Annotated in this window: 12 protein-coding genes and 2 pseudogenes; 11 read left to right on the forward strand and 3 right to left on the reverse strand. The window is 56.6% G+C overall.

Going from position 1 to position 19,274, the window contains the following annotated elements; all coding sequences use genetic code 11:
- The first annotated feature begins 11 nt into the window (after positions 1–11).
- From AACI_RS07620 to AACI_RS07635, 4 genes are all read left to right on the forward strand, one after another.
- The gene (locus tag AACI_RS07620) at positions 12–209 is read left to right on the forward strand and encodes a hypothetical protein (protein WP_218917081.1); all 198 of its coding nucleotides are present in this window, start codon (positions 12–14) and stop codon (positions 207–209) included.
- Between the two features lie 373 nt (positions 210–582).
- Entirely contained in the window at positions 583–1,806 is a 1,224-nt protein-coding gene (locus AACI_RS07625) for an IS256 family transposase (RefSeq protein ID WP_012810871.1), read from the forward strand.
- A gap of 407 nt (positions 1,807–2,213) precedes the next feature.
- Positions 2,214–6,425 carry an AAA domain-containing protein gene (locus AACI_RS07630; RefSeq protein WP_012810872.1) on the forward strand — a complete coding sequence of 1,404 codons (4,212 nt, stop codon included), beginning with the start codon at positions 2,214–2,216 and terminating at the stop codon, positions 6,423–6,425.
- Positions 6,426–6,728: 303 nt separating this feature from the next.
- Positions 6,729–8,387, forward strand: a complete 1,659-nt coding sequence (locus AACI_RS07635) for an IS1634 family transposase (protein ID WP_449224039.1) — start codon at positions 6,729–6,731, stop codon at positions 8,385–8,387.
- Between the two features lie 1,009 nt (positions 8,388–9,396).
- Here AACI_RS07635 and AACI_RS07640 read toward each other — a convergent pair.
- Positions 9,397–9,939, reverse strand: a pseudogene (locus AACI_RS07640) (IS256 family transposase); the annotation flags it as partial.
- A gap of 166 nt (positions 9,940–10,105) precedes the next feature.
- Between AACI_RS07640 and istA the strand changes: the two are divergent.
- Positions 10,106–11,329: an IS21 family transposase gene (gene istA / locus AACI_RS07645; protein WP_245530475.1), complete on the forward strand. Its 1,224-nt coding sequence runs from the start codon at positions 10,106–10,108 to the stop codon at positions 11,327–11,329.
- Positions 11,326–12,141, forward strand: a complete 816-nt coding sequence (gene istB / locus AACI_RS07650; protein ID WP_012809928.1) for an IS21-like element helper ATPase IstB — start codon at positions 11,326–11,328, stop codon at positions 12,139–12,141. The genes istA and istB overlap by 4 nt, the downstream gene beginning before the upstream one ends.
- 75 nt (positions 12,142–12,216) lie before the next feature.
- On the opposite strand, the pseudogene AACI_RS07655 reads toward istB, so the two are convergent.
- Both AACI_RS07655 and AACI_RS16020 read right to left on the reverse strand, forming a co-directional pair.
- Positions 12,217–12,894: pseudogene (locus AACI_RS07655) on the reverse strand (IS256 family transposase); the annotation flags it as partial.
- 173 nt (positions 12,895–13,067) lie between these two features.
- Positions 13,068–13,253: a YbaK/EbsC family protein gene (locus tag AACI_RS16020; protein ID WP_342626143.1), complete on the reverse strand. Its 186-nt coding sequence runs from the start codon at positions 13,251–13,253 to the stop codon at positions 13,068–13,070.
- Positions 13,254–13,647: 394 nt separating this feature from the next.
- Between AACI_RS16020 and AACI_RS07660 the strand changes: the two genes are divergently transcribed.
- The 5 genes from AACI_RS07660 (at position 13,648) to AACI_RS07680 (ending at position 19,263) form a co-directional block, all read left to right on the forward strand.
- Positions 13,648–15,090, forward strand: a complete 1,443-nt coding sequence (locus AACI_RS07660) for an NADP-dependent isocitrate dehydrogenase (protein ID WP_012810875.1) — start codon at positions 13,648–13,650, stop codon at positions 15,088–15,090.
- Between the two features lie 164 nt (positions 15,091–15,254).
- A complete protein-coding gene (locus tag AACI_RS07665) occupies positions 15,255–16,742 on the forward strand; it encodes a spore germination protein (RefSeq protein WP_012810876.1) in 1,488 nt (495 codons plus the stop codon).
- Positions 16,739–17,911 (forward strand): Ger(x)C family spore germination protein, encoded by a 1,173-nt coding sequence (locus AACI_RS07670; RefSeq protein WP_012810877.1) that lies wholly within the window; start codon positions 16,739–16,741, stop codon positions 17,909–17,911. Before AACI_RS07665 ends, AACI_RS07670 begins: the two co-directional genes overlap by 4 nt.
- Positions 17,908–18,153: a hypothetical protein gene (locus AACI_RS07675; protein ID WP_012810878.1), complete on the forward strand. Its 246-nt coding sequence runs from the start codon at positions 17,908–17,910 to the stop codon at positions 18,151–18,153. The genes AACI_RS07670 and AACI_RS07675 overlap by 4 nt, the downstream gene beginning before the upstream one ends.
- A gap of 3 nt (positions 18,154–18,156) precedes the next feature.
- Positions 18,157–19,263, forward strand: coding sequence for a GerAB/ArcD/ProY family transporter (locus AACI_RS07680; RefSeq protein ID WP_012810879.1), 1,107 nt, complete (start codon positions 18,157–18,159; stop codon positions 19,261–19,263).
- Positions 19,264–19,274: the final 11 nt, after the last annotated feature.

The following is a 19,274-nucleotide window of genomic DNA, read 5'->3' on the forward strand; positions in this document are numbered from 1 at the left end:
GTTTAAGGAGGGTGCAGATCGTGTCGAAGGGGCGCATGATCGGGGTTTCAATTCTGCTTTTGGGTTCGTCGATGATGATGGTGTCCGTCGGTATTCGTTCGGTGCTACCGGTTGTTCATCTGCTACTCTGGAGCGGGAGTCTCGGGATGACGATTGCAGCGATTGGAGCCATTACCGCGGGATTGAGGCATGAAGTCAAGGGAAAATGAGTTTTTGAATGTACAGATTTGGTGACGATTATGACAAATTGGCGAGGCATGGAAGAAACCGAAACAGCTCAGGAGGAAATCAGCTCAGGTTTGTGCAGCAAAGGTCGAAGCGCTTACCGCTCGGACTTGACCCTGATCTCCATCCTCTCGTCCTCCCTCATGACGGGCACCTCCCATGAACGGATGACAGGTGCCACAATTCGACATGGGGGTAGGGAATTCATCCCGATGATTTTGAGGAATTGACGCCGATGATCTTGGGGAATTCTCATCCGATGTTATTGGGGATTTTACAACTGATGTGAGAGTGTAAAATGAACTGTGTAAACTCCCCGAGCCCAGGAGTGGGAGTCTACAAGGGGAGTGAATCGACATGGAACTTCTATCCAAGGAGCAAATCCGTCAACTCATTCGAGATGGCAAGTTGAAGGATATTCACGACGTCCAAAGCATGCTCAAGGATCTTTTCGCGAGCACCATCCAAGAGATGCTCGAAGCCGAATTGGACACGCACCTGGGGTATGCCAAATACGACGCGAAGCACAAAGACACGGATAACGCCCGAAATGGCCACGGCGCCAAGCGGACGGTGCAGTCCGAACTCGGCGATATCGATATCGCGCTTCCTCGAGACCGGAAAGGCGAGTTTGAGCCTTTGATTGTGCAAAAGCGTCAAAAGCGCATGCCAAGTATCGAAGAACAGGTCATTGCGCTGTATGCTCGCGGTTTCAGCACAAGGGATATCCAGGACCACCTCCAGCAGATCTACGGCGTGGATATGTCGCCCACGCTGGTGTCGAACCTCACCGATCGCCTCTTGCCGCGGATTCAGGAGTGGCAGAATCGTCCATTGCACCCCCTCTATACCGTCGTCTTCCTCGACGCCATTCACTACAAGGTGCGCGAAGAAGGCCGCTTGGTAAGCAAGGCGGCGTACATGGTCATTGGCATCGACATCGAGGGTCAGAAAGATGTGCTGGGCATCTGGATAGGGCAGAGTGAGTCCTCGAAGTTCTGGCTCGGCGTGTTGAATGACCTGAAGGCGCGCGGCGTGCAGGATGTGCTCGTCTTTTCGACTGACAACCTGAAGGGATTCAGCGAAGCCATCGCCGCCTGTTTCCCGCAATCCGATGTCCAAAAATGCATCGTCCACCAAATTCGAAATTCGCTGCGGTATGTGTCCTATAAGGATTTCAAGGCGGTCGCGGCAGCACTCAAGCCCATCTATCAGGCACCCACGGAAGAGGCGGCCTTGATGGAGCTTGACCAGTTTGAACGGGGATGGGGAGCGCGCTATCCCCTGTGTGTGAAGTCGTGGCGAGACAACTGGACGGAACTCGCGACGTTCTATCGGTACCCTGTGGAAATGCGGCGAATCATGTATACAACGAACATCATCGAAGGCTACCACCGGCAGCTGCGAAAAGCGACGAAAGGGAAGAGCATGTTTCCAAACGACGAAGCTTTGCTGAAGATGCTGTACCTGGCGACGATGGAGTTGACGAGAAAATGGACGATGCGGGTGGCCAACTGGGGCACCATTCTGGGGCAATTGGCCATCTACTTCGGAGATCGCGTGACGCCCTACATTCCGTGACGACGTTAGGGGGCATGCCCACGGTGTGTGGCATGCCACGTCCGGCCAGGATGGAAGCCTAACATCGGCTGTCAAGGCTGGGAAACGTACCTTGACAGCCTCACATAGGTACGACATCCTGGTACTCGCTACAGGAACGAAAGTAATCTCTTCAAAATGGAGTTTACACAGAACGCTTGACACACCCCATTTTCAAGCAGCAGGAGGGCAAACACCATGTGGGTTTGGTTTGACGCTTACTTCTCGTCCACGGTCCATTTACGTCCCGGCATCACAAACACCTCGTCTTGATCTTAACCCATCCCTCCTGTCTGGGTTGACTCTTGGGTAAGTATAATAAGCAATTCTGGTGTGTCGAATATTGGCGTATAATGTGGGTGTATGTTGCCTGGAAAGGAGGTTAGAGTATGCGGGAACTTCTACAGCGTTATCGCGATCGCCTGATTGATTTAACACCAAGGAACATTAGTCTTCGATTATTGCGTATAAGTCAAAAGAATCATTGCGACATAGCCTCTTTTTCGTTGTTAAGTACAGGAGAAGAGACACGCATTGCTTCAGAAATTCTGGCTTTAAAAAGTGAGGTTCGTCTTTGTTCCGCACTTGCCGAGTCCGATGAACATATCGTTCTTAATCGTCGGTTGACCTATCTTAAGCGAGAGATGGACTTAATCGAGCAAGAAATGGGTATCAACACATTCCATGTGGCGTACGGTTTTCTCGAAGGAACACTCATCGAGGATTTCTATATCCGTAGCCCAGTTCTCTTGTACCCGGCGCGGTTAGTTAAGAAAACTGTACGGAATCAACCCAATTGGATTATCCAGTTGGACGAAGAAAACCCGCCGTTTTGGAATCCCACTCTACTGTTGGCGTTGCGTCGCTTTTTAGGAGTTAACTTAATCGAACATGTGAGAAGCGAAACGATCGAAGTGCCGAAAACAGAGGTTCTGGATTTTGTTCTGAGTACATTAAAACAGTTTGGCTTGAATGTTACGAGTGATTCCTCTTCGATCGTGAAGAGATTTCCCGATTTAAGGCGGAGTGACATACCACAAGGGCGTGTTGCACTGTCTCTTCAGCCGTACATGGTAATGGGCAAGTTTCGTCAATCGAGCAGTACTCTGTTGAGTGACTATGATGCACTCCTGGAGAAACCACCGGAAGACGGTTTGCTCTTTCGGTTGTTAGAAGGAAAGCCGGACGAAGAGCAATTGGCAGAGATCAAGCCAGAAATTTTGAACGAGGTGAATGAGGAAGAAACATATTTTGTGCTGAACACGGACGTGAGCCAGGAAGCCGCAGTGATTGCTTCGCGTGAGCGGGATGGGCTAATTGTCCATGGACCACCTGGAACAGGTAAGTCACAAGTCATTGTAAATTTAATCGTTGATCGGCTGGCGCGCGGACAACGCGTCCTCGTGGTTTGCCAAAAGCCTGTGGCTCTTGATGTGGTATACAATCGCTTGGCTTCGCTGGGGTTGCACCAGCATGTCGTACGTGTACATGATGCGCAGCGAGATAGGGCATTGGTCTATGCAACGTTAGCACAAATATTGCAGCAGGCTGAGGTTCCGGGTACAACATCGTTAGTTCGGGTCTCGCGCGAGATGCAGGAGTTGGCAAAATGCTTGGATAAGATTGCTGAGTCCTTGCACAAACCGCGACCGTTTGGAAGAACACTTCGATTCTTGTATGCCCATGCGATTTGGGATCAGAACCTGCTCATTGACGTCGCAGATCTCGCTCACAGTGTCACGTATGACGACCTGCAGTCGAGAATCGTGGATTTAAAAACCATATGTGACCTCATGCAAAAGTACGATCACCCAAGCTATCCTTGGGCGAAACGGAAGAGTTTCGCTCAGATGACAAACCGCGAACACATGCGGCTGCAACAGCTAATGTCGGTTATTCTCCAGGCGGTGGAACGCGGAAGCCAACTCAGACAGTCATTCCAATTTGAGTATACGCCGGAATTCTACCTGCGGAACCGGAACAGCCTTGAGGCTCTTCAACAAGCGGTTCAAAAGCTTGAGAACCGCAACCTATACAAACACGTTCATCTCTACTATTCCGATGAGGAGAGAGAATTTGAGCATGAGGATCAGATTTCGCGGGTAAAACAACTTTATAACGACTTAAAGCGACGTTTGGATACTTTGCGAGAGCTCCCGTCTCCAATAGAGGGGATGACCGAGTCCCAAGCGCAAAACTGGGCACAGAAGATCGATCAGTTTTTGGAACTGCAAAAGAAAATGAGGCGGTTCTTAAACTCGACGTGGTACTCATTGAGGAAGGAACTTCGAGAACACTGTTCATCTCAGAAAGTGTTGTTTGAAGGTAGTTCCGTACGCCGCTATCGTGCTGCCCTTGAAGCCTTCTTGGAGTACCAGCGGTTACGGCGAGATGCTTCGCGAATTGGATTCACGTCGGACGTACCCATTGCGAACGATATCGACGCTTGGGAAAGGTGGCTACGGGCTAAACAACATGCCATTGAATTCCTTGAGCTGTATGTTGAGGCGCAATCCGTATTTGGTGAGTGGCTGAGGGACCTTGTGTCTAAGGAAGATTTAGAACAACTCGTCGAACAACCGTTTCTCTCGAAACTGGATGCCACCATTCAAATCGCAGACATCACCAAGGAGTTACAGGATGCTCTCGGGGAGCTTCGGAATTACCTTCAGTCAGACGTTGTAGATGAGTTGCTCAAGGAAGTGAACGGTGGTATCTACGATTTGCCTAAATATGAGTTATTGTCCAGGACCGTCTCGGATTTTGACAGTCTCGTACGATTGGATCAGCTCAAGGAGCAACTAGACAGTATCAATAAGAAGTTGATCGAACGATGCCAAGCTAAGGTCCCGATTGACAGTATACCCAACGTGGTTGAGCACTGGTGCAAGCTTATCAAAAACAGTTTTTATCATTTCTGGATTGAGAATATTGAACGTGAAGAGCCCCACGTTTATGACGTGTCGACCGACATGTATGCAAGGAATCGTTCTCGATATATAGACTTGCTCCAAGAGAAGCGCAAGTATGTGCCTCAGTTTGTAGCTAGTAAACTTGTCCAAGCTTCATTGGGTATTCATCACGGCAAACGGACAAAACTGAAACACGAAGCCAGCAAGAAGCGAAAATTAAGGCCACTTCGCCAAGTAATTAGTGAATTCTTCGAAGAGGTATTAACGCTTGTACCGTGTTGGCTTTGCACGCCAGATGCCGTAACTGCCATTTTTCCACCCATCAATGGTATGTTTGATCTCGTCATTTTCGACGAGGCGTCTCAGTGTCCGGTGGAGAATGCGATACCGTCGATATTCCGTGGTAAACAGATCGTTGTCGCAGGCGACGAGAAGCAATTGCCGCCTACAAACTTGTTTAAGGTTGTGGATGATGACGTCGACGAGGTTGATGATGAGACAACGGAATACGTTGATAAGATAGATATTGAGGCAAAACACTTGCTGGAGTGGGCGAAGCCTCGCCTTCCGGAGAAGTGGCTGAGATGGCACTACCGCTCCGCTCACGACGCCCTAATCAACTTCTCCAATTACGCCTTTTATGGTAACCGAATTCAAACTGCGCCCGCCGCCCATAGTGCGGAAGGCAAGCCTATTGAGTTCATTCGCGTCGACGGACAGTGGGCAAACAACCAAAATCGGGTTGAAGCCGAGAAAATTGTAGACATTGTCATTGGCATTCTGCGCAACGACGAGACCGCCCCGACTCTCGGTATTATTACCTTTAACAAAGCGCAGGCGGATCTCATCGAAGACGTATTCGATGAGCGAGCGCAACGGGATCCGGAAGTGCAGAACCTTATCGAAAGGGCTCGTCAGCGCAAGAACGGCGACGAGCACGTTGGGTTGTTTGTAAAGAATATCGAGAACGTCCAGGGAGATGAACGAGACATCATTTTGTTCTCCGTGGCATACGCGAAGGACGAAAGAGGTGTTATGTCGAGTCAATTCGGTTCGCTGTCGCAAGAACAAGGTGAAAATCGCTTGAACGTCGCCATTACGCGAGCCAGAAAGAAAGTGTACATTGTCTGCTCGTTTGAGCCATCAGAGTGGACCCGTGCTGAGAACTACAGTCGAGGTCCCAGATTGTTAAAGAAGTATTTGGAATATGCGAAGGCAGTATCGGATGGCGACGACGAGCGCGTGAGTCAAGTTCTCAACAGTCTGGTCGATGCCACCGCAGTCAACGATTATGATACAGAGTCGAGGTATGACAGTCCGTTCGAGGAAGAGGTCGCCACGGAACTGCGAAAGCTCGGGTACACTGTCAATACCCAGGTGGGCTTCTCCGGTTATCGTATTGACCTCGCGATAGTAGATCCAGACAATCCAGAACGCTATCTGTTGGCGGTGGAATGTGACGGGGCAACGTATCATTCGTCGAAGGTGGCACGGGAAAGGGATTTTTACCGGCAAAGGTTTCTTGAACAGCATGGCTGGAATGTTCACCGCGTATGGAGCCGTAACTGGTTGAAGGCGAAGCATAAGGAGATTGAAAAAATCCAGTCCCGTATCCGTCAACTAAAGGAACAACATCATGTAGTTGAGCTCTCTACCTTCCGCTCCAGCCGGATGACTGGCTCGCAATGAAATATCCACGCCGGGGGCTCAGATGACCGCCGAATCAGAATGCGCCGGTGTTCAACCGGCGCATTCCTTTCGGTCGACGGGTGAGTGATGTCGAGAGAGGTGAAGGGTTAGACCCGACTTCGACAGTTGGACATAGCACGTAGACTCATGGATGGATGTGGGATCCTATTGCGGCGCGGCTTGTCGGACTTATCCACAGGCATGCGCCGTGTTTTCATTTGTATTTTTGTAGGCATGCGTTTTGTTGTGGATAACTTTATTTTGTCGTTTACAAGTTCGTAGTACATGCCGTATCATGTGGGCATGTATATCCGAGTCATTCGCCGAAAAAACAAGAACGGTTCTGTCACCGGTTACGTGCAGTTGGCCCATAACTTTCGCGATCCCAACACCGGCCAGCCCAAGGCCAAGGTCCTCTACACCTTCGGCCGCGAAGACGAAATCGACCTCGAGGCCCTCCGGCGCCTTGCCCAGAGCATCCATCGCTTCGTTGGCGACGAGTTTACCGCCGGACGTGGTCAGTCGGAGCGCATCCAAACCACGCTGCTGGATAGCCGTCCTATGGGAGGGGCGTATCTGCTCGACGAGCTGTGGCGACAGCTTGGATTGGATGAGGTCCTGCGAGAGCGGCTTGCCGACCGGAAGTTTAAGGCGGCTGTCGAGCGTGTCATCTTCGCCATGGTCGCAAATCGCGCGTTGGCGCCAAGCAGCAAGCTGGCCATGGAAGAATGGGTCGACCGTGAAGTGGCTCTCCCCGGGATGACCGAGTTGGACGTGTGGCAGGCATACCGGGCCATGGACTTTCTCCATGATGTGGCGGAAGACCTGCAGTACGAGGTCTTCCGGCGAGTGAGCGATCTCTTGAACCTGGACGTGGACCTTCTGTTCTTTGACACGACCTCCACGTACTTCGAGACGGAGGACGAGTCGGACGACAGTCTGCGACGCAAGGGGTATTCCAAAGACCACCGGCCCGACTTGCCTCAGGTGGTGATCGGGCTTGCGGTGACGCGGGACGGCATCCCCGTCCGCTGCTGGACGTGGCCTGGGAACACGGCGGATATGAGCGTGGTCGAGGAGGTCAAACAGGACCTCATCGGTTGGCGGCTTGGTCGCGTGATCACGGTCGTGGATCGAGGTTTCGTCTCAGAGAGCAATTTGCGGATCCTGCAACGCGCCGGCGGTCACTGCATCGCTGGGGAGAAGATGACCTCCGGGAAACCAGCGGTGGAAGCGGCGTTGGCGCGCCCTGGACGTTTTCGTGAGCTTCGTCCTAACCTGAAAGTGAAGGAGGTCGTGGTGGGAGACGGAGAGGCCCGGGTCCGTTACGTGTTGGCGTTCAATCCCGAGGAAGCCAAACGCGATGAGGCGCGCCGAGAGGCGATGTTGCGCGAGCTTCGGATGGAGTTGGAACGCCTCAAGGAGCTTCAGGGCGAAGCGCACACGAAAGCGCACTGTCGGCTTGCGAGCCATCCAACGTTCAAGCGCTATCTGAAACAGGACCGATGGGGGAACCTGAGAATTGACCCGGAGGCCGTGCGGCAAGCGGCTCATCTGGACGGGAAGTACTTGATCCGCACCTCCGACGACACGCTGTCGACGGAAGATGTCGCGCTGGGATACAAGCAACTCCTGATGGTGGAGTCAGCGTTTCGTACCCTGAAGACGACGTTGGACATCCGTCCCATGTATCACCGGAAGGACGAGCGGATCCGTTCGCATGTGCTGCTTTGCTGGCTGGCCTTGTTGTTGGTGCGCATCGCGGAGGTCCAAACGGGGCGCACATGGTCTGACATCCGCTCTCACATGCAAGCGATGCATCAGGTGACGAAGAGCACGCCGGACGGGATGGTCGTGCAGCGCACCGAAACGACCGAGGTGCAGCGGGAGATCCTGCGAGCCTTGAGGATCAAGGAACCACCGAGGATCCTGAAGGTAGAACCTCGGACAAGAGGGCTGTAGACACTACACGAGTTATCCACAGGTCCCACGAACCCGCGTCGGACATGGGTTTGTGGGACTTTGTATGACTACCAAGTGTCGAACTCGGGGAATAGAGACCACACGATGGTGATGACGATGGGCTGGAACATCCTCCGCCAATAGGCAATATCGAAGGGGTTTGATTCATTTGTTCTTCCTCCTCGTATGAAGTGGTGTAGCGAAATGGTTTAGTCGCGCCTGAAAACGCAAGCATGCCCAAGGGGTAACTCACTGTGGTCTTCCGAAAAAACCTTATCTCGAATTCAATCTTAGAAGCTCGGTCCGTTATGGTGACCTCCTTTCATGTTTTTTCGAGTCCTCTACTTCTTAACAACGTTCCAACCTGCGATTTTGAAAACCCCTGAAGCAAATTCTTGTGATTTCGGTCGTCAACCGGATGGAAACACAACGATAAGTGCACGGATGGATGTAGGGAAGACACTACTCCTTCATAGAATGACGAGGCATCGAGATGTCCTACGTCATTGCGCTTCCCCGTGGCGTCTGTTGACCTTATTGATCTTATCTGCAGACAGTAACACCGAGGCGATCAGGATCGTCTTCTATGAGGTTGGTGTGCATGGTGGAAAGGGGATGATTGTATCATGAAGGGGAGATCTTGCACGGGAGTAGGCGTCGGCATAGGGGTTCTGTTCGGTACGATGGTTGCGAGGTCCGTGGTTTGGGCAGGGACTTTGTCACCTCTGTGTAAGTGGGCACCAACGGTGATCGAAGCGAGTGGACAGGTCGTAAGTCACGTCGAGCACATGGTAGTGTCCCGTCAAGAGGTGTAAATTCACCGTTTGTGTCTACTGTGTGACATCGGTCGGCTTTGTCCCGTTCCGGGCGATATCGACCGTCTTCACGCTCTGTCAAGGGACGCTTCGCTCGTCCTCTGGACGCCCTTGACGTCGCGCTCGCCGGTCGATTCCAAGCCATTAGGGGACAAAGCCTTGGTCTGCCATGCTCGCACGCCCCTTCCCACACGTTATTTTTGCAACATCGCCTCGGCTGCGAGGAGCGGACGGTTGGGCTTGAGTTTCGCCATCGACTCCAGGCTGAAATATCGCCGCGACACCAGCCATTCTTCGTGCTGCTCTTGCAAAATCGCTCCAGCGAGGCGCACTACCGATGCTCGATTCGGGAAAATCCCCACGACGTCCATCCGCCGACGCATCTCTCGATTGAGCCGCTCGAGCGGGTTGGTCGAGCAGATCTGCCGCCAGTGCTCGATAGGTAGCGCCATAAACGCCAGCACGTCCTCCTCTGCTGCCTCCAAAATGTCCATCGCCTTCGGGAAACGCCCCCGGAGTTCCGCGACCACTCGGCGAAGCTGCTCGCGGGCCGCTTCTTGCGTGGGCTGGGTGAAGATCGTCCGGATGATCGAGGCCACCATCGACTGCTCCCTCTTCGGCACTTGGCTCAACACGTTCCGAATCGTGTGCACTTTGCAGCGTTGCCACGTCGCGCCCGTCAGCACTTCCGAAATGGCCTGGCGCAAGCCTGCGTGCGCATCGCTCACCACCAGACGCTGTCAACATCGGTTGTAAAATCCCCAATAACATCGGATGAGAATTCCCCAAGATCATCGGCCTCAATTCCTCAAAATCATCGGGATGAATTCCCCACCCCCATGTCGAATCGTGGCACCTGTCATCCGTTCATGGGAGGTGCCCGTCATGAGGGAGGACGAGAGGATGGAGATCAGGCAACTCTACGAGGCAGGCGTCAGCATCTCGGAGCTGGCCAGAAGATTTGGCTATGACCGAAAGACCATTCGCAACGCACTGAATTCATCGCTGGAGGAGAAGCAGGGCGCAAGAGCGTCGCGTGGGGAGCGAAAGAAAGGTTCCAAGCTGGAGCCCTACAAGGATTACGTGAAGCAGCGTATGCAACTTGGTGTTCTCAACGCTGAACGAATTCTGCGAGAGATTCGGGAGCAGGGCTATACCGGCGGTATCACCGTCCTACGTGAGTTCATGAAGCCACTTCGCCCGGTGGTCTCTGCCAAGGCCACGGAACGCTATGAGTCGGATCCTGGTGAACAAGCCCAGATCGATTTGGGGGCCTTCCCCTACTACGATTCGCACGGTCAGCGACGAACGATTTGGGCCTTCGCCATGGTACTCGCCTACTCCCGCATGCTCTACGTTGAGTTTATCAAAGCGGCAGACCAGCTGCACATCCTTCAGGCCCTTCGCAACGCCCTAGAGTTCTTTGGCGGTGTGCCGCGCGTCATGCTCAGCGACAACTGTTCACCTTTGGTGGTCGCCAATGACGGTCAAGGCCATGTCGACTGGCAACCGGCTTATCTCGACTTTGCCAAGTTCTACGGATTCGTGCCCAAGGCATGTCGGCCTCGCCGGAGCCGCACCAAGGGCAAGGTAGAACGGCCTATTCGCTATATCCGGGACAGCTTCTGGCCAGTTGCCTTTGTGGACGATGAGGATTTGAACCGACAGGTCGCATGGTGGCGCGATCACGTAGCCAACGTCCGCATCCACGGAACGACCCATGAACAGCCCATCGTGCGGTTTCAAGCTGAGAAGCTGCAACCGCTACCGGCCACCCCGTATGTGTTGGCTTGCGCAGGCCTTCGGAAGGTGATGAGCGACTGCCGGGTTTCCTGGAATACGAACTTGTACACCGTTCCCTGGCGGTATGTGGGCCACACGGTCCTGGTTCGGGAGTTCGAATCGGGTCGTCTGCAGATCGAATACGGCGGACAGGTGATCGCGGAACATCGCGTGCTGTCCGGCAAGCATCAAATCTCCACGGATCCCGAGCATTACAAGAACATCCCTCGAGATAGCGCGAATCCGACGCGGGGTAAGACAGCGGGATGGCAAGTCGACCCGGACGTGGAGCAGCGCGAACTTACGGTCTATGAACAGATCGCGATGGGAGGTCATGTGCAATGAGCGAAGCGTTACTGGTAGCTCAGGTCGAAGAACAACTGTTGGACCTGGGCTTGAAGCGAGCTGCTGCCGTCTTGCCGGCGTGCGTGGAGTGGGCCGCCGGGCAAGAGGCGACCTATGTCGCATTTCTCCAGCGTTTGCTGGAGGCTGAACAGGAGGAACGGCACAGCCGGGCCATGCAGGCTCGGCTACGCTTGGCGAACTTTCCGTTCCACAAGACGCTCGCCGACTTCGACTTCTCGTTCCAGCCGTCTGTGGATGAGCGCCAAATCCGAGAGCTCGCAACGCTGACGTTTGTCCAAGAATGTGGAAACGTGATCTTCCTGGGGCCGCCGGGAGTGGGAAAGACGCATTTGGCGGTGGCCCTAGGCATGGAGGCGATTCGCCAGCGGATGAGCGTCTACTTCGTCACGATGCAGAAGCTCGTGAGCGATTTGCGTCGAGCCTACCAAGAAGGGCGGCTGGACAGGCGCCTTCGGGTCTATACGCAGCCCAAGATTCTCATCTGCGATGAGGTCGGCTACTTGCCTCTCGACGCGCTCGACGCCGCGAACTTTTTCCGGCTGGTATCGGAGAGGTACGAGCGAGGGTCGTTGATCATTACGTCCAACACGAGTTTCACGAACTGGGGAACGCTCTTCGGCGATCAGGTCCTGGCCGCCGCGTTGCTCGACCGCTTGCTGCACCACGCCACGACCGTGAATATCCGCGGCAACAGTTACCGGATGAAAGACAAGCTACGAGCTGGCGTTACGCACGCATTCTCGGGAACAAGAGACGAAGCGAACGTATGTGTGGGGAACGAATCGCGATGATTTTGGGGAATCGAATCCGCTGTTTTTGGGGAATCGAGCGCGATTTTTTTGGGGAGTTTTAACCCGCTGTTGACAACGCACGCCCCGAAGACCTCGCGCCTTCAGGCTGCGCAGAAAGTCCGACCAGAACGCGCCGTCCTCGCTCGTTCCGACATCGAATCCGAGTACTTCGCGCTCTCCGGTGTCCGTGACGCCAATGGCGATGACCAGCGCCATGCTCTGCACGCGGCCGCCCTCCCGCACCTTCGGGAACGTGGCATCCAGCCACACGTACGGATACTCACGCTCGAGCGGCCGCTCCTTGAACTGGCGAACCTCTTCATCGATGAGCTGGCAGAGGCGAGACACCTCGCTTTTGCTAATGCCATCCAGGCCCAACGCTCGCACCAGGTCATCGACCTTGCGGGTGCTCACGCCCTTCACGTACGCTTCCTGGATCACAGAAGCCAGCGCTTGTTCCGCTCAACGCCTGGGCTCCAGAATGGAAGGGAAGAAGCTGCCCTGACGGAGCTTTGGAATCTTCAAATCGACCGTCCCGAGGCGCGTGTCCCAGGCCCTTGAACGATAGCCGTTTCGTTGTGTGACACGGCTCTCCGTCCGCTCATAGCGCTCGGCACCGATTTTCTCTGCGGCTTCCGCATCGATGAGGAACTGCGTCACGAGTTGCATCAATTCCCGTAAAAAATCGATCTGATCCACGTCTTGCATCTTGCGAATCCATTCGAGAACTGCGAAGCTATTGAGCGAAGCCATCGTTGCGTGCCTCCTACTTTTGGTGTTGGTCACACTTAGTAGACACGCACGGTGGCTTCTTCGTCAATTGGAGACGACGAATTTTACACCACCACTTGAGACTCTAACGCCAACCAACCAGGAGCCGAGCACTATTAATAGGCATGACGGTACCCTTTGTCATTTGAACAAGTTCATCGGCCGTGAGATTGGAATACTCCTCTTGGGTGTCCTGCTGCCGCCCAAATAGTTGGGATTTGAAAGAGATCTTCGTCCAGAATCGTCCTCAAGGCTTCGTTGTGCTCAATAGGAGCGATGCCTCCAAGGACGTAGCCCAGTCGTTGGCGTATGAAGTCTGCTTTCAATAAATTACTATCCAAACATGCGCTTCCTCTGCGCTTCTTGTGCTAATCGGAAGTTCCACGAGCTTGTCCTGTACGCGTTGGGCGCTTTTCTTCAATGGGCGCACTCCAAGATCCCCCCTAGCAGCACGTAGACATGAAACACTTTTATCACGGTTTCATCCATGGTGGACGGCGATGAACCATTCCCTATTCTACTGCTCACGTACACCTCCGTACCGTTGGAGTTGCTGCTACATCGCACCAGGAAATTCATAGAAAATGATGTGAATGTTCAGTCAAAATCAGTTCACAATATGGTAGAAGACTTTTCACGATTGGTTGACAATGCGGGGATCGTGTGAGCTATGATACACTACGGTCGTACCGATGACGGGTCGGAATTGAATTTGAGGTTGAAGGGGTCTTCTCTATGGCGAAAACACTTATCACCGTCGCGTTCGGCGATGGCATTGGTCCTGAGATCATGACCGCGACGCTGCGCATTTTGGAAGCGGCAGGCGCGGAGCTCGACATTGAGACGGTCGAGATCGGCGAGAAGGTGTATAAGCGCGGCATTGACAACGGCATGGATCCGAAGGCTTGGGACAGCGTGCGGCGGACGCGCGTGCTCCTAAAGGCGCCCATCACGACGCCGCAGGGCGGGGGCTACAAGAGCTTGAACGTCACGCTCCGCAAGGCGCTCAACTTGTACGCCAACGTGCGCCCGACGGTTGCCTACAGCCCGTTCGTGGAGACGACGCATCCGAAGATGGACCTGGTCATCATTCGCGAGAACGAGGAAGACCTGTACGCGGGCATCGAGCATCGTCAAACGCAGCAGGTGTATCAGTGCCTGAAGCTCATTACGCAGCCCGGGTCTGAGCGGGTCATCCGGTACGCGTTTGACTACGCGCGCGCGAATGGGCGCAAGAAGGTCACGTGCTTTGTGAAGGACAACATCATGAAGTTCACGGACGGTCTCTTCCACAAGGAGTTCGAGCGCATCGCGGCCGAATACCCGGATCTCGAGCACGAGACGATGATCGTGGACATTGGCGCGGCGCGTTTGGCTAACACGCCGGAGCGGTTCGATGTGGTGGTCATGCCGAACCTGTACGGCGACATCCTGTCCGATGTGACGGCGGAGTTGTCAGGCTCGGTGGGCCTCGCGCCGTCGGCCAACATCGGCGACGGGTTCGCGATGTTCGAGGCGATTCACGGCTCTGCGCCCGACATTGCGGGCCAGAACATCGCCAATCCGTCCGGGCTCTTGCTGGCGGCCGTCATGATGCTGATCCACATCGGGCAGGCGGCCGTGGCGGAGAAGGTTCACCTCGCATGGCTCCGCACCATCGAGGACGGCATTCACACGCGCGACATCTACCGCGAGGGCTCCAGCAAGAAGTTGGTGGGGACCGACGCGTTTGCGGATGCCGTGATCGAGCGTTTGGGCGAGCGCCCGCAGATCCTGAAACCTGTGTCGTACCGGCAGGAGGCGGCCTCCATCGCAAGGCGCACGTGGCAACCGGGGCCGAAGGCTGAGAAGCAGCTCGTCGGCGTGGACGTGTTTCTCGACTGGGGCCCGGGGGCGCCTGACGATCTCGGCAGCACGTTGAGCCAGATCCACGTGGGCGAGTTGAAGCTCGAGGTCATCACCAACCGCGGGATTAAGGTGTGGCCGAACGGCCTGCCGGAGACGTTCTGCACGGATCACTGGCGCTGTCGGTTCCGCAAGGAAGGCGGCGCGCCGGTTCAAGCCGCGGAGGTTGTGGAGTTGCAGCGGAGGATTGTTGAGGCCGGATTCGACGTCATCAAGACCGAAAATCTTTACACCTTCGACGGAGTTCCGGGGTTCTCGGCGGTTCACGGCTGATCCTAACGACGGCGCGGGTGGGCGCTACGCAAACAGGGGCGTTCTCGAGTGCATGGCACTTGGGGGCGGCCCCTGTTCTCGTTTGACTGCCGGATTCCATACATGAAAGCTCGGCGTTTCACACACCTTAGAAGGGGAGCGATGGGGTTGCGGGAGGGTTATGGGTGAGCGTGCAGAAAGATGACATGGCGCGGAGGGCAGTGGACGTGGCGAGCGAAATCGCAAAACGCCTCGAGCCGTGTCCGGACCTCCGTGTGCAACCCTGGTCGACGCAGCGCGACACGGGCGTCGCCGTTTGGCTCGAAGGTCTGGTGGACGCCGATAAGCTGCAGGAGGCGCTGCTCGCCCTGCGTAACGCGGGGGCAGCACGTGGGCGGCGGGAGATCCCGCGTCCGGGTGTCGCGACGGAGGAGGTCGGGACCATCTCCGCCGCCGTTCGGGCTGTCCTCGACGGATGCGCGGTGATCGCTCGAGACGGGGCAAGTTCGGCACAGGCATGGCGGCTCGATCGAGTGCCGGCCAGGTCCGTGGATCGCTCTGAGAACGAACCCACCCTACACGGCCCGCAGGAAGCGTTCATCGAAAGCTTGTCCGTCAATCTGGCCATGGTGCGCAAGCGCCTGAAATCGCCGCGGTTGAAGATTGAGACGTTCACGGTCGGCGAGACGTCGCCGTGCGAGATTGCGATCCTGTATGAAGAAGGCGTGGTGAAGTCCGACCTGCTGCGCGAAGTTCGGAGACGCATCGCGCAGATTCGCGTCGACTATGTCGCGGACATCAACGAGGTGCGCGAGTTCATCAACGACCCGCGCTTCTCGGTGTTTCCGACGACGGAGGAGACGGAGCGGCCGGATCGCGTGGTGGCAGGGTTGATGGAAGGGCGCGTGGCGATGATGGCGGATGGATCGCCGACATGTCTCATGGTGCCTGTGACCTTCGCCATGAATCTGAGTTCGCCCGAAGACTACTACATGCACTATTCGCTTGCCCTTCCGCTTCGCCTCCTGCGGCACCTGATGTTCTGGGGCTCTGTGCTCCTTCCCGCACTTTACGTGGCCCTGTTGACGTACAACCAGGACTTGTTGCCGACGCCGCTCTTGGTGAGCGTGGCGGCGCAACACTCGGGCATTCCGTTTCCGACGGTCATCGAGGCGCTGGGCATGATGGTGGCCTTCGAGGCGCTTCGCGAGGCCGGAACCCGTTTGCCGCGGGCAGTGGGGCAATCTGTGAGCATCGTCGGCACGCTCGTGATCGGCGACGCGGCAGTGCGTGCTGGGCTCGTGTCCCCGGGCATGGTGATCATCGTCTCGGCAACGGGCGTGGCGTCGTTCACGCTGCCCGCCCTCGGCCTCGTGCAGGCGGCGCGGCTGCTCCAGTTTCCGTTCGTGCTGGCCGCGGGGCTGTTCGGTTTGTATGGGGTGCTCATGCTTGGCATCGCGCTTTTGGGCCGCATGGCGTCCCTCCGATCGTTCGGCGTGCCGTATCTCGCGCCCATCGCCCCAACTTTCATCCGCGATATGAAGGACGTGATCATCCGCGCGCCGTGGTGGATGATGCAGGGCAGGCCGCGCCAGTTCGAACCGGTCGAGCACGATCGCGTCCCGAAACATCCCGCGCGCAAGCGGGCGCCACGGTGGAGGTGGCGTCCGTGACGAGGCGCGTGCTCCTGCGCAAGCGCCGGCGCGCGATCTCGGCCACTCTTCTCTGCGCCGCCCTTGCGACCGGGTGCGATTATAACGACATTGATCACCTCTACATCGCGACCGGGATCGGCGTGGATCGAGAGGAACACAGCGTGCGGCTGTCCATGGACCTCATCCAACCCGGAGGCGCCGGCAACCCGGCGACGGGCGAGAACTCCAATTCGCAGGGCAATGCGCCGGATTGGATTGTGTCGGCGGACGCGCCGACGTTCGAAGAGGCCATGAGCGGTCTCCAAGCGAAGCTTTCTCATTCGCTGTACCTTCAGCACAACGCGCTCGTGCTGTTTTCGGAAGACGCCCTGCGCGACTTCTCGCCCATCGCAGACGCACTCGAGCGAGATCGGCAGTTGCGCCGCAGCCAGCTCTGGGTCGTCACGCCGACGTCCGCCGAGTCGGTGCTGCGCGAGTCGACGGGGCAGAGCGAGCCTATCTCGCTCGTCATCCGAGATCTGGTGGATGAGGCATCGCGCCGGGAGGCGTGCCTCGCGAGCGATGAGCTCCACGTGGTGAAAGCGCTGCTTCGGCCGTCGGGTGTCGCACCGCTGGCGGCCATTGAGGAGGGACCTGACGGATCGCCCGAAGTCAAGGGACTGGCCTATCTGAGGCGAGATGGAAAGTTGGATATCGTCGATCGCGCCCGGTTGCTGGACAACGCCTGGTGGTTGGGGCGCACCCTCGATGTGCGCGAGGCGGTTCCCTGGACCGAGGGCGGACACCAGGGTGTCATGGGAGTGCATTGGCTGCGCACCTCGACGCGGCTCGTGGTGGACACGTCCGGTCGATCCCCGAAGGTGCGCGTGGTCTGGCGCGGGACGGGCGAGATCGAGCGTTGGCAGGCGAGTGAGAAGATGAGCGCGCACACGTTCGCCGCACTGGAGCATGCCATTCGCGAGGACGTAAAACATCGCCTCGCAGAGGCCCTCGACCACGCCCGTGCGGTCGATATGGACGCCTTTGGCTTGACCAACGCGTGCGCGGAGAAGGGCATCCAACTCCGCGAGGGGGCGTGGAAGCGTCTCCAGGTCGAGTATGACATCGAACCTCACATCGTCCATGGCCAGCTGGCCAGCACGACCCCGTTTGCGCAGGAGGCGAAGGGAGGCGGGGGCTCGTCATGACGAGCGTGTGGGCCGTCCTGTGGGCCATTCTCGGCGCTGTCGTGGACTTTCGCAGATGGGTGCCCAAGTCGTGGCGCGAGTGGGTGGCGTGGTTCCTCTTGACCGCACTCGCCATCGGCGTCGCGGTTGCGGCCGATCTCCATCTGTGGCCTCGTCTCGGTCCGCTTCATCTGTTCGATCTCGCATTTTCCGGCCCGAGCTCGTGGTTGTACGGGGGGCGGGGCGGGCTTCAGGAGGCGTGACACGTGGTTCAGATCTCTCGCTATCAACTCATCCTCATGCTCATCTGGACCGTGCTTGGCACGGGCATCGTCACCATGCCTGGGACCATCGCCCAATTCACGCTCCGCGACGCATGGATTTCGGGCTTCGGGCTGCTCTTCGGAGCCGTGATGTGCGCGGTCATTTCGCTGGCGCACGTGCGCCTGTTTCCCGGGCGAACCCTCACCCAGGCCGCCATCGACGTGCTCGGCCCCGTGCTTGGCCGCGCCTACGGGATCTGGTACCTCGCGTACGGCTTTCTCACCATGGCCACCATCGGCCGCGAGATGAGCGCCTTCATTGGCATCTCCGTGCTGCCGAACACGCCGGATTTTTTGGTCAGCGCCCTTGCGTTTGCGGTATCCATGTACCTCGCGTATCTCGGCATCGAAGTGGTCGCGCGCGTGAACGAGTTCATCCTGCCGCTCGCCGCCGTCGTCTCCCCGGTGCTGTTCCTGCTCGCGGCTCGACTGTTTGACACGTCGTCCTTTCAGCCGCTCCTCGGCGATCCCGCCAGCGCCGCCTGGCGCGCGGCTGTCGTGCCTGCATTCGCTTACGGTCTCGAGTTTGCCATCGCCCTGCAGTGGGTTCCGGCGCTCCGCAGCCCGCGCACGCTGCCGTGGGACATCGTCATCGCGGGGGCCATCAGTGCCTTTGTCCTCTCCGCCCTGGTAACGCTCACGGTGGGCGTCCTCGGCGAACCCGCCCGCTATTTGAATTACCCGGTGCTCGAACTCGTGCGAGCCATCCGACAAGGCAAGTTCGTCGAGCGCCTGGACACGCTGTACGTCATGGGCGTGGCCATCACGCTCGTCCTGAAACTCGCAACCTTTCAACTCGCCGTGGGCGAGGCGGTGAAGGACGTGAGCGGATCGCCCGAGCGGACGTGGATCCCCGTCCCCGTGGCCCTTCTGGGGTGGTCGCTGTCGAATTATTTGTTTCGCAACGTGTTTGACGTCACGAACTTTATCCTTCGCGATGTCCCCAGCTATTTCCTTGCAACTGTCGTACTCCTTCCCGGCGCGCTGTATGCCCTTCGCGCGGTTCAATCGGTCAGAGCCAAGAGCCAGCGCGGGCTCCGAAGCACATAAAAACGTCGATT

Origin of the sequence: Alicyclobacillus acidocaldarius subsp. acidocaldarius DSM 446, assembly GCF_000024285.1 — a bacterium.
GTDB classification, from domain to species: Bacteria; Bacillota; Bacilli; order Alicyclobacillales; family Alicyclobacillaceae; genus Alicyclobacillus; species Alicyclobacillus acidocaldarius.

Excerpts from the sequence above, each read along its gene's own strand:
- AACI_RS07625 (WP_012810871.1), top strand. The coding sequence starts at position 583 with ATGGAACTTCTATCCAAGGAGCAAATCCGTCAACTCATTCGAGATGGC.
- AACI_RS07630 (WP_012810872.1), top strand. The coding sequence starts at position 2,214 with ATGCGGGAACTTCTACAGCGTTATCGCGATCGCCTGATTGATTTAACA.
- AACI_RS07635 (WP_449224039.1), top strand. The coding sequence starts at position 6,729 with ATGTATATCCGAGTCATTCGCCGAAAAAACAAGAACGGTTCTGTCACC.
- istA (WP_245530475.1), top strand. The coding sequence starts at position 10,106 with ATGGAGATCAGGCAACTCTACGAGGCAGGCGTCAGCATCTCGGAGCTG.
- istB (WP_012809928.1), top strand. The coding sequence starts at position 11,326 with ATGAGCGAAGCGTTACTGGTAGCTCAGGTCGAAGAACAACTGTTGGAC.
- AACI_RS07660 (WP_012810875.1), top strand. The coding sequence starts at position 13,648 with ATGGCGAAAACACTTATCACCGTCGCGTTCGGCGATGGCATTGGTCCT.
- AACI_RS07675 (WP_012810878.1), top strand. The coding sequence starts at position 17,908 with ATGACGAGCGTGTGGGCCGTCCTGTGGGCCATTCTCGGCGCTGTCGTG.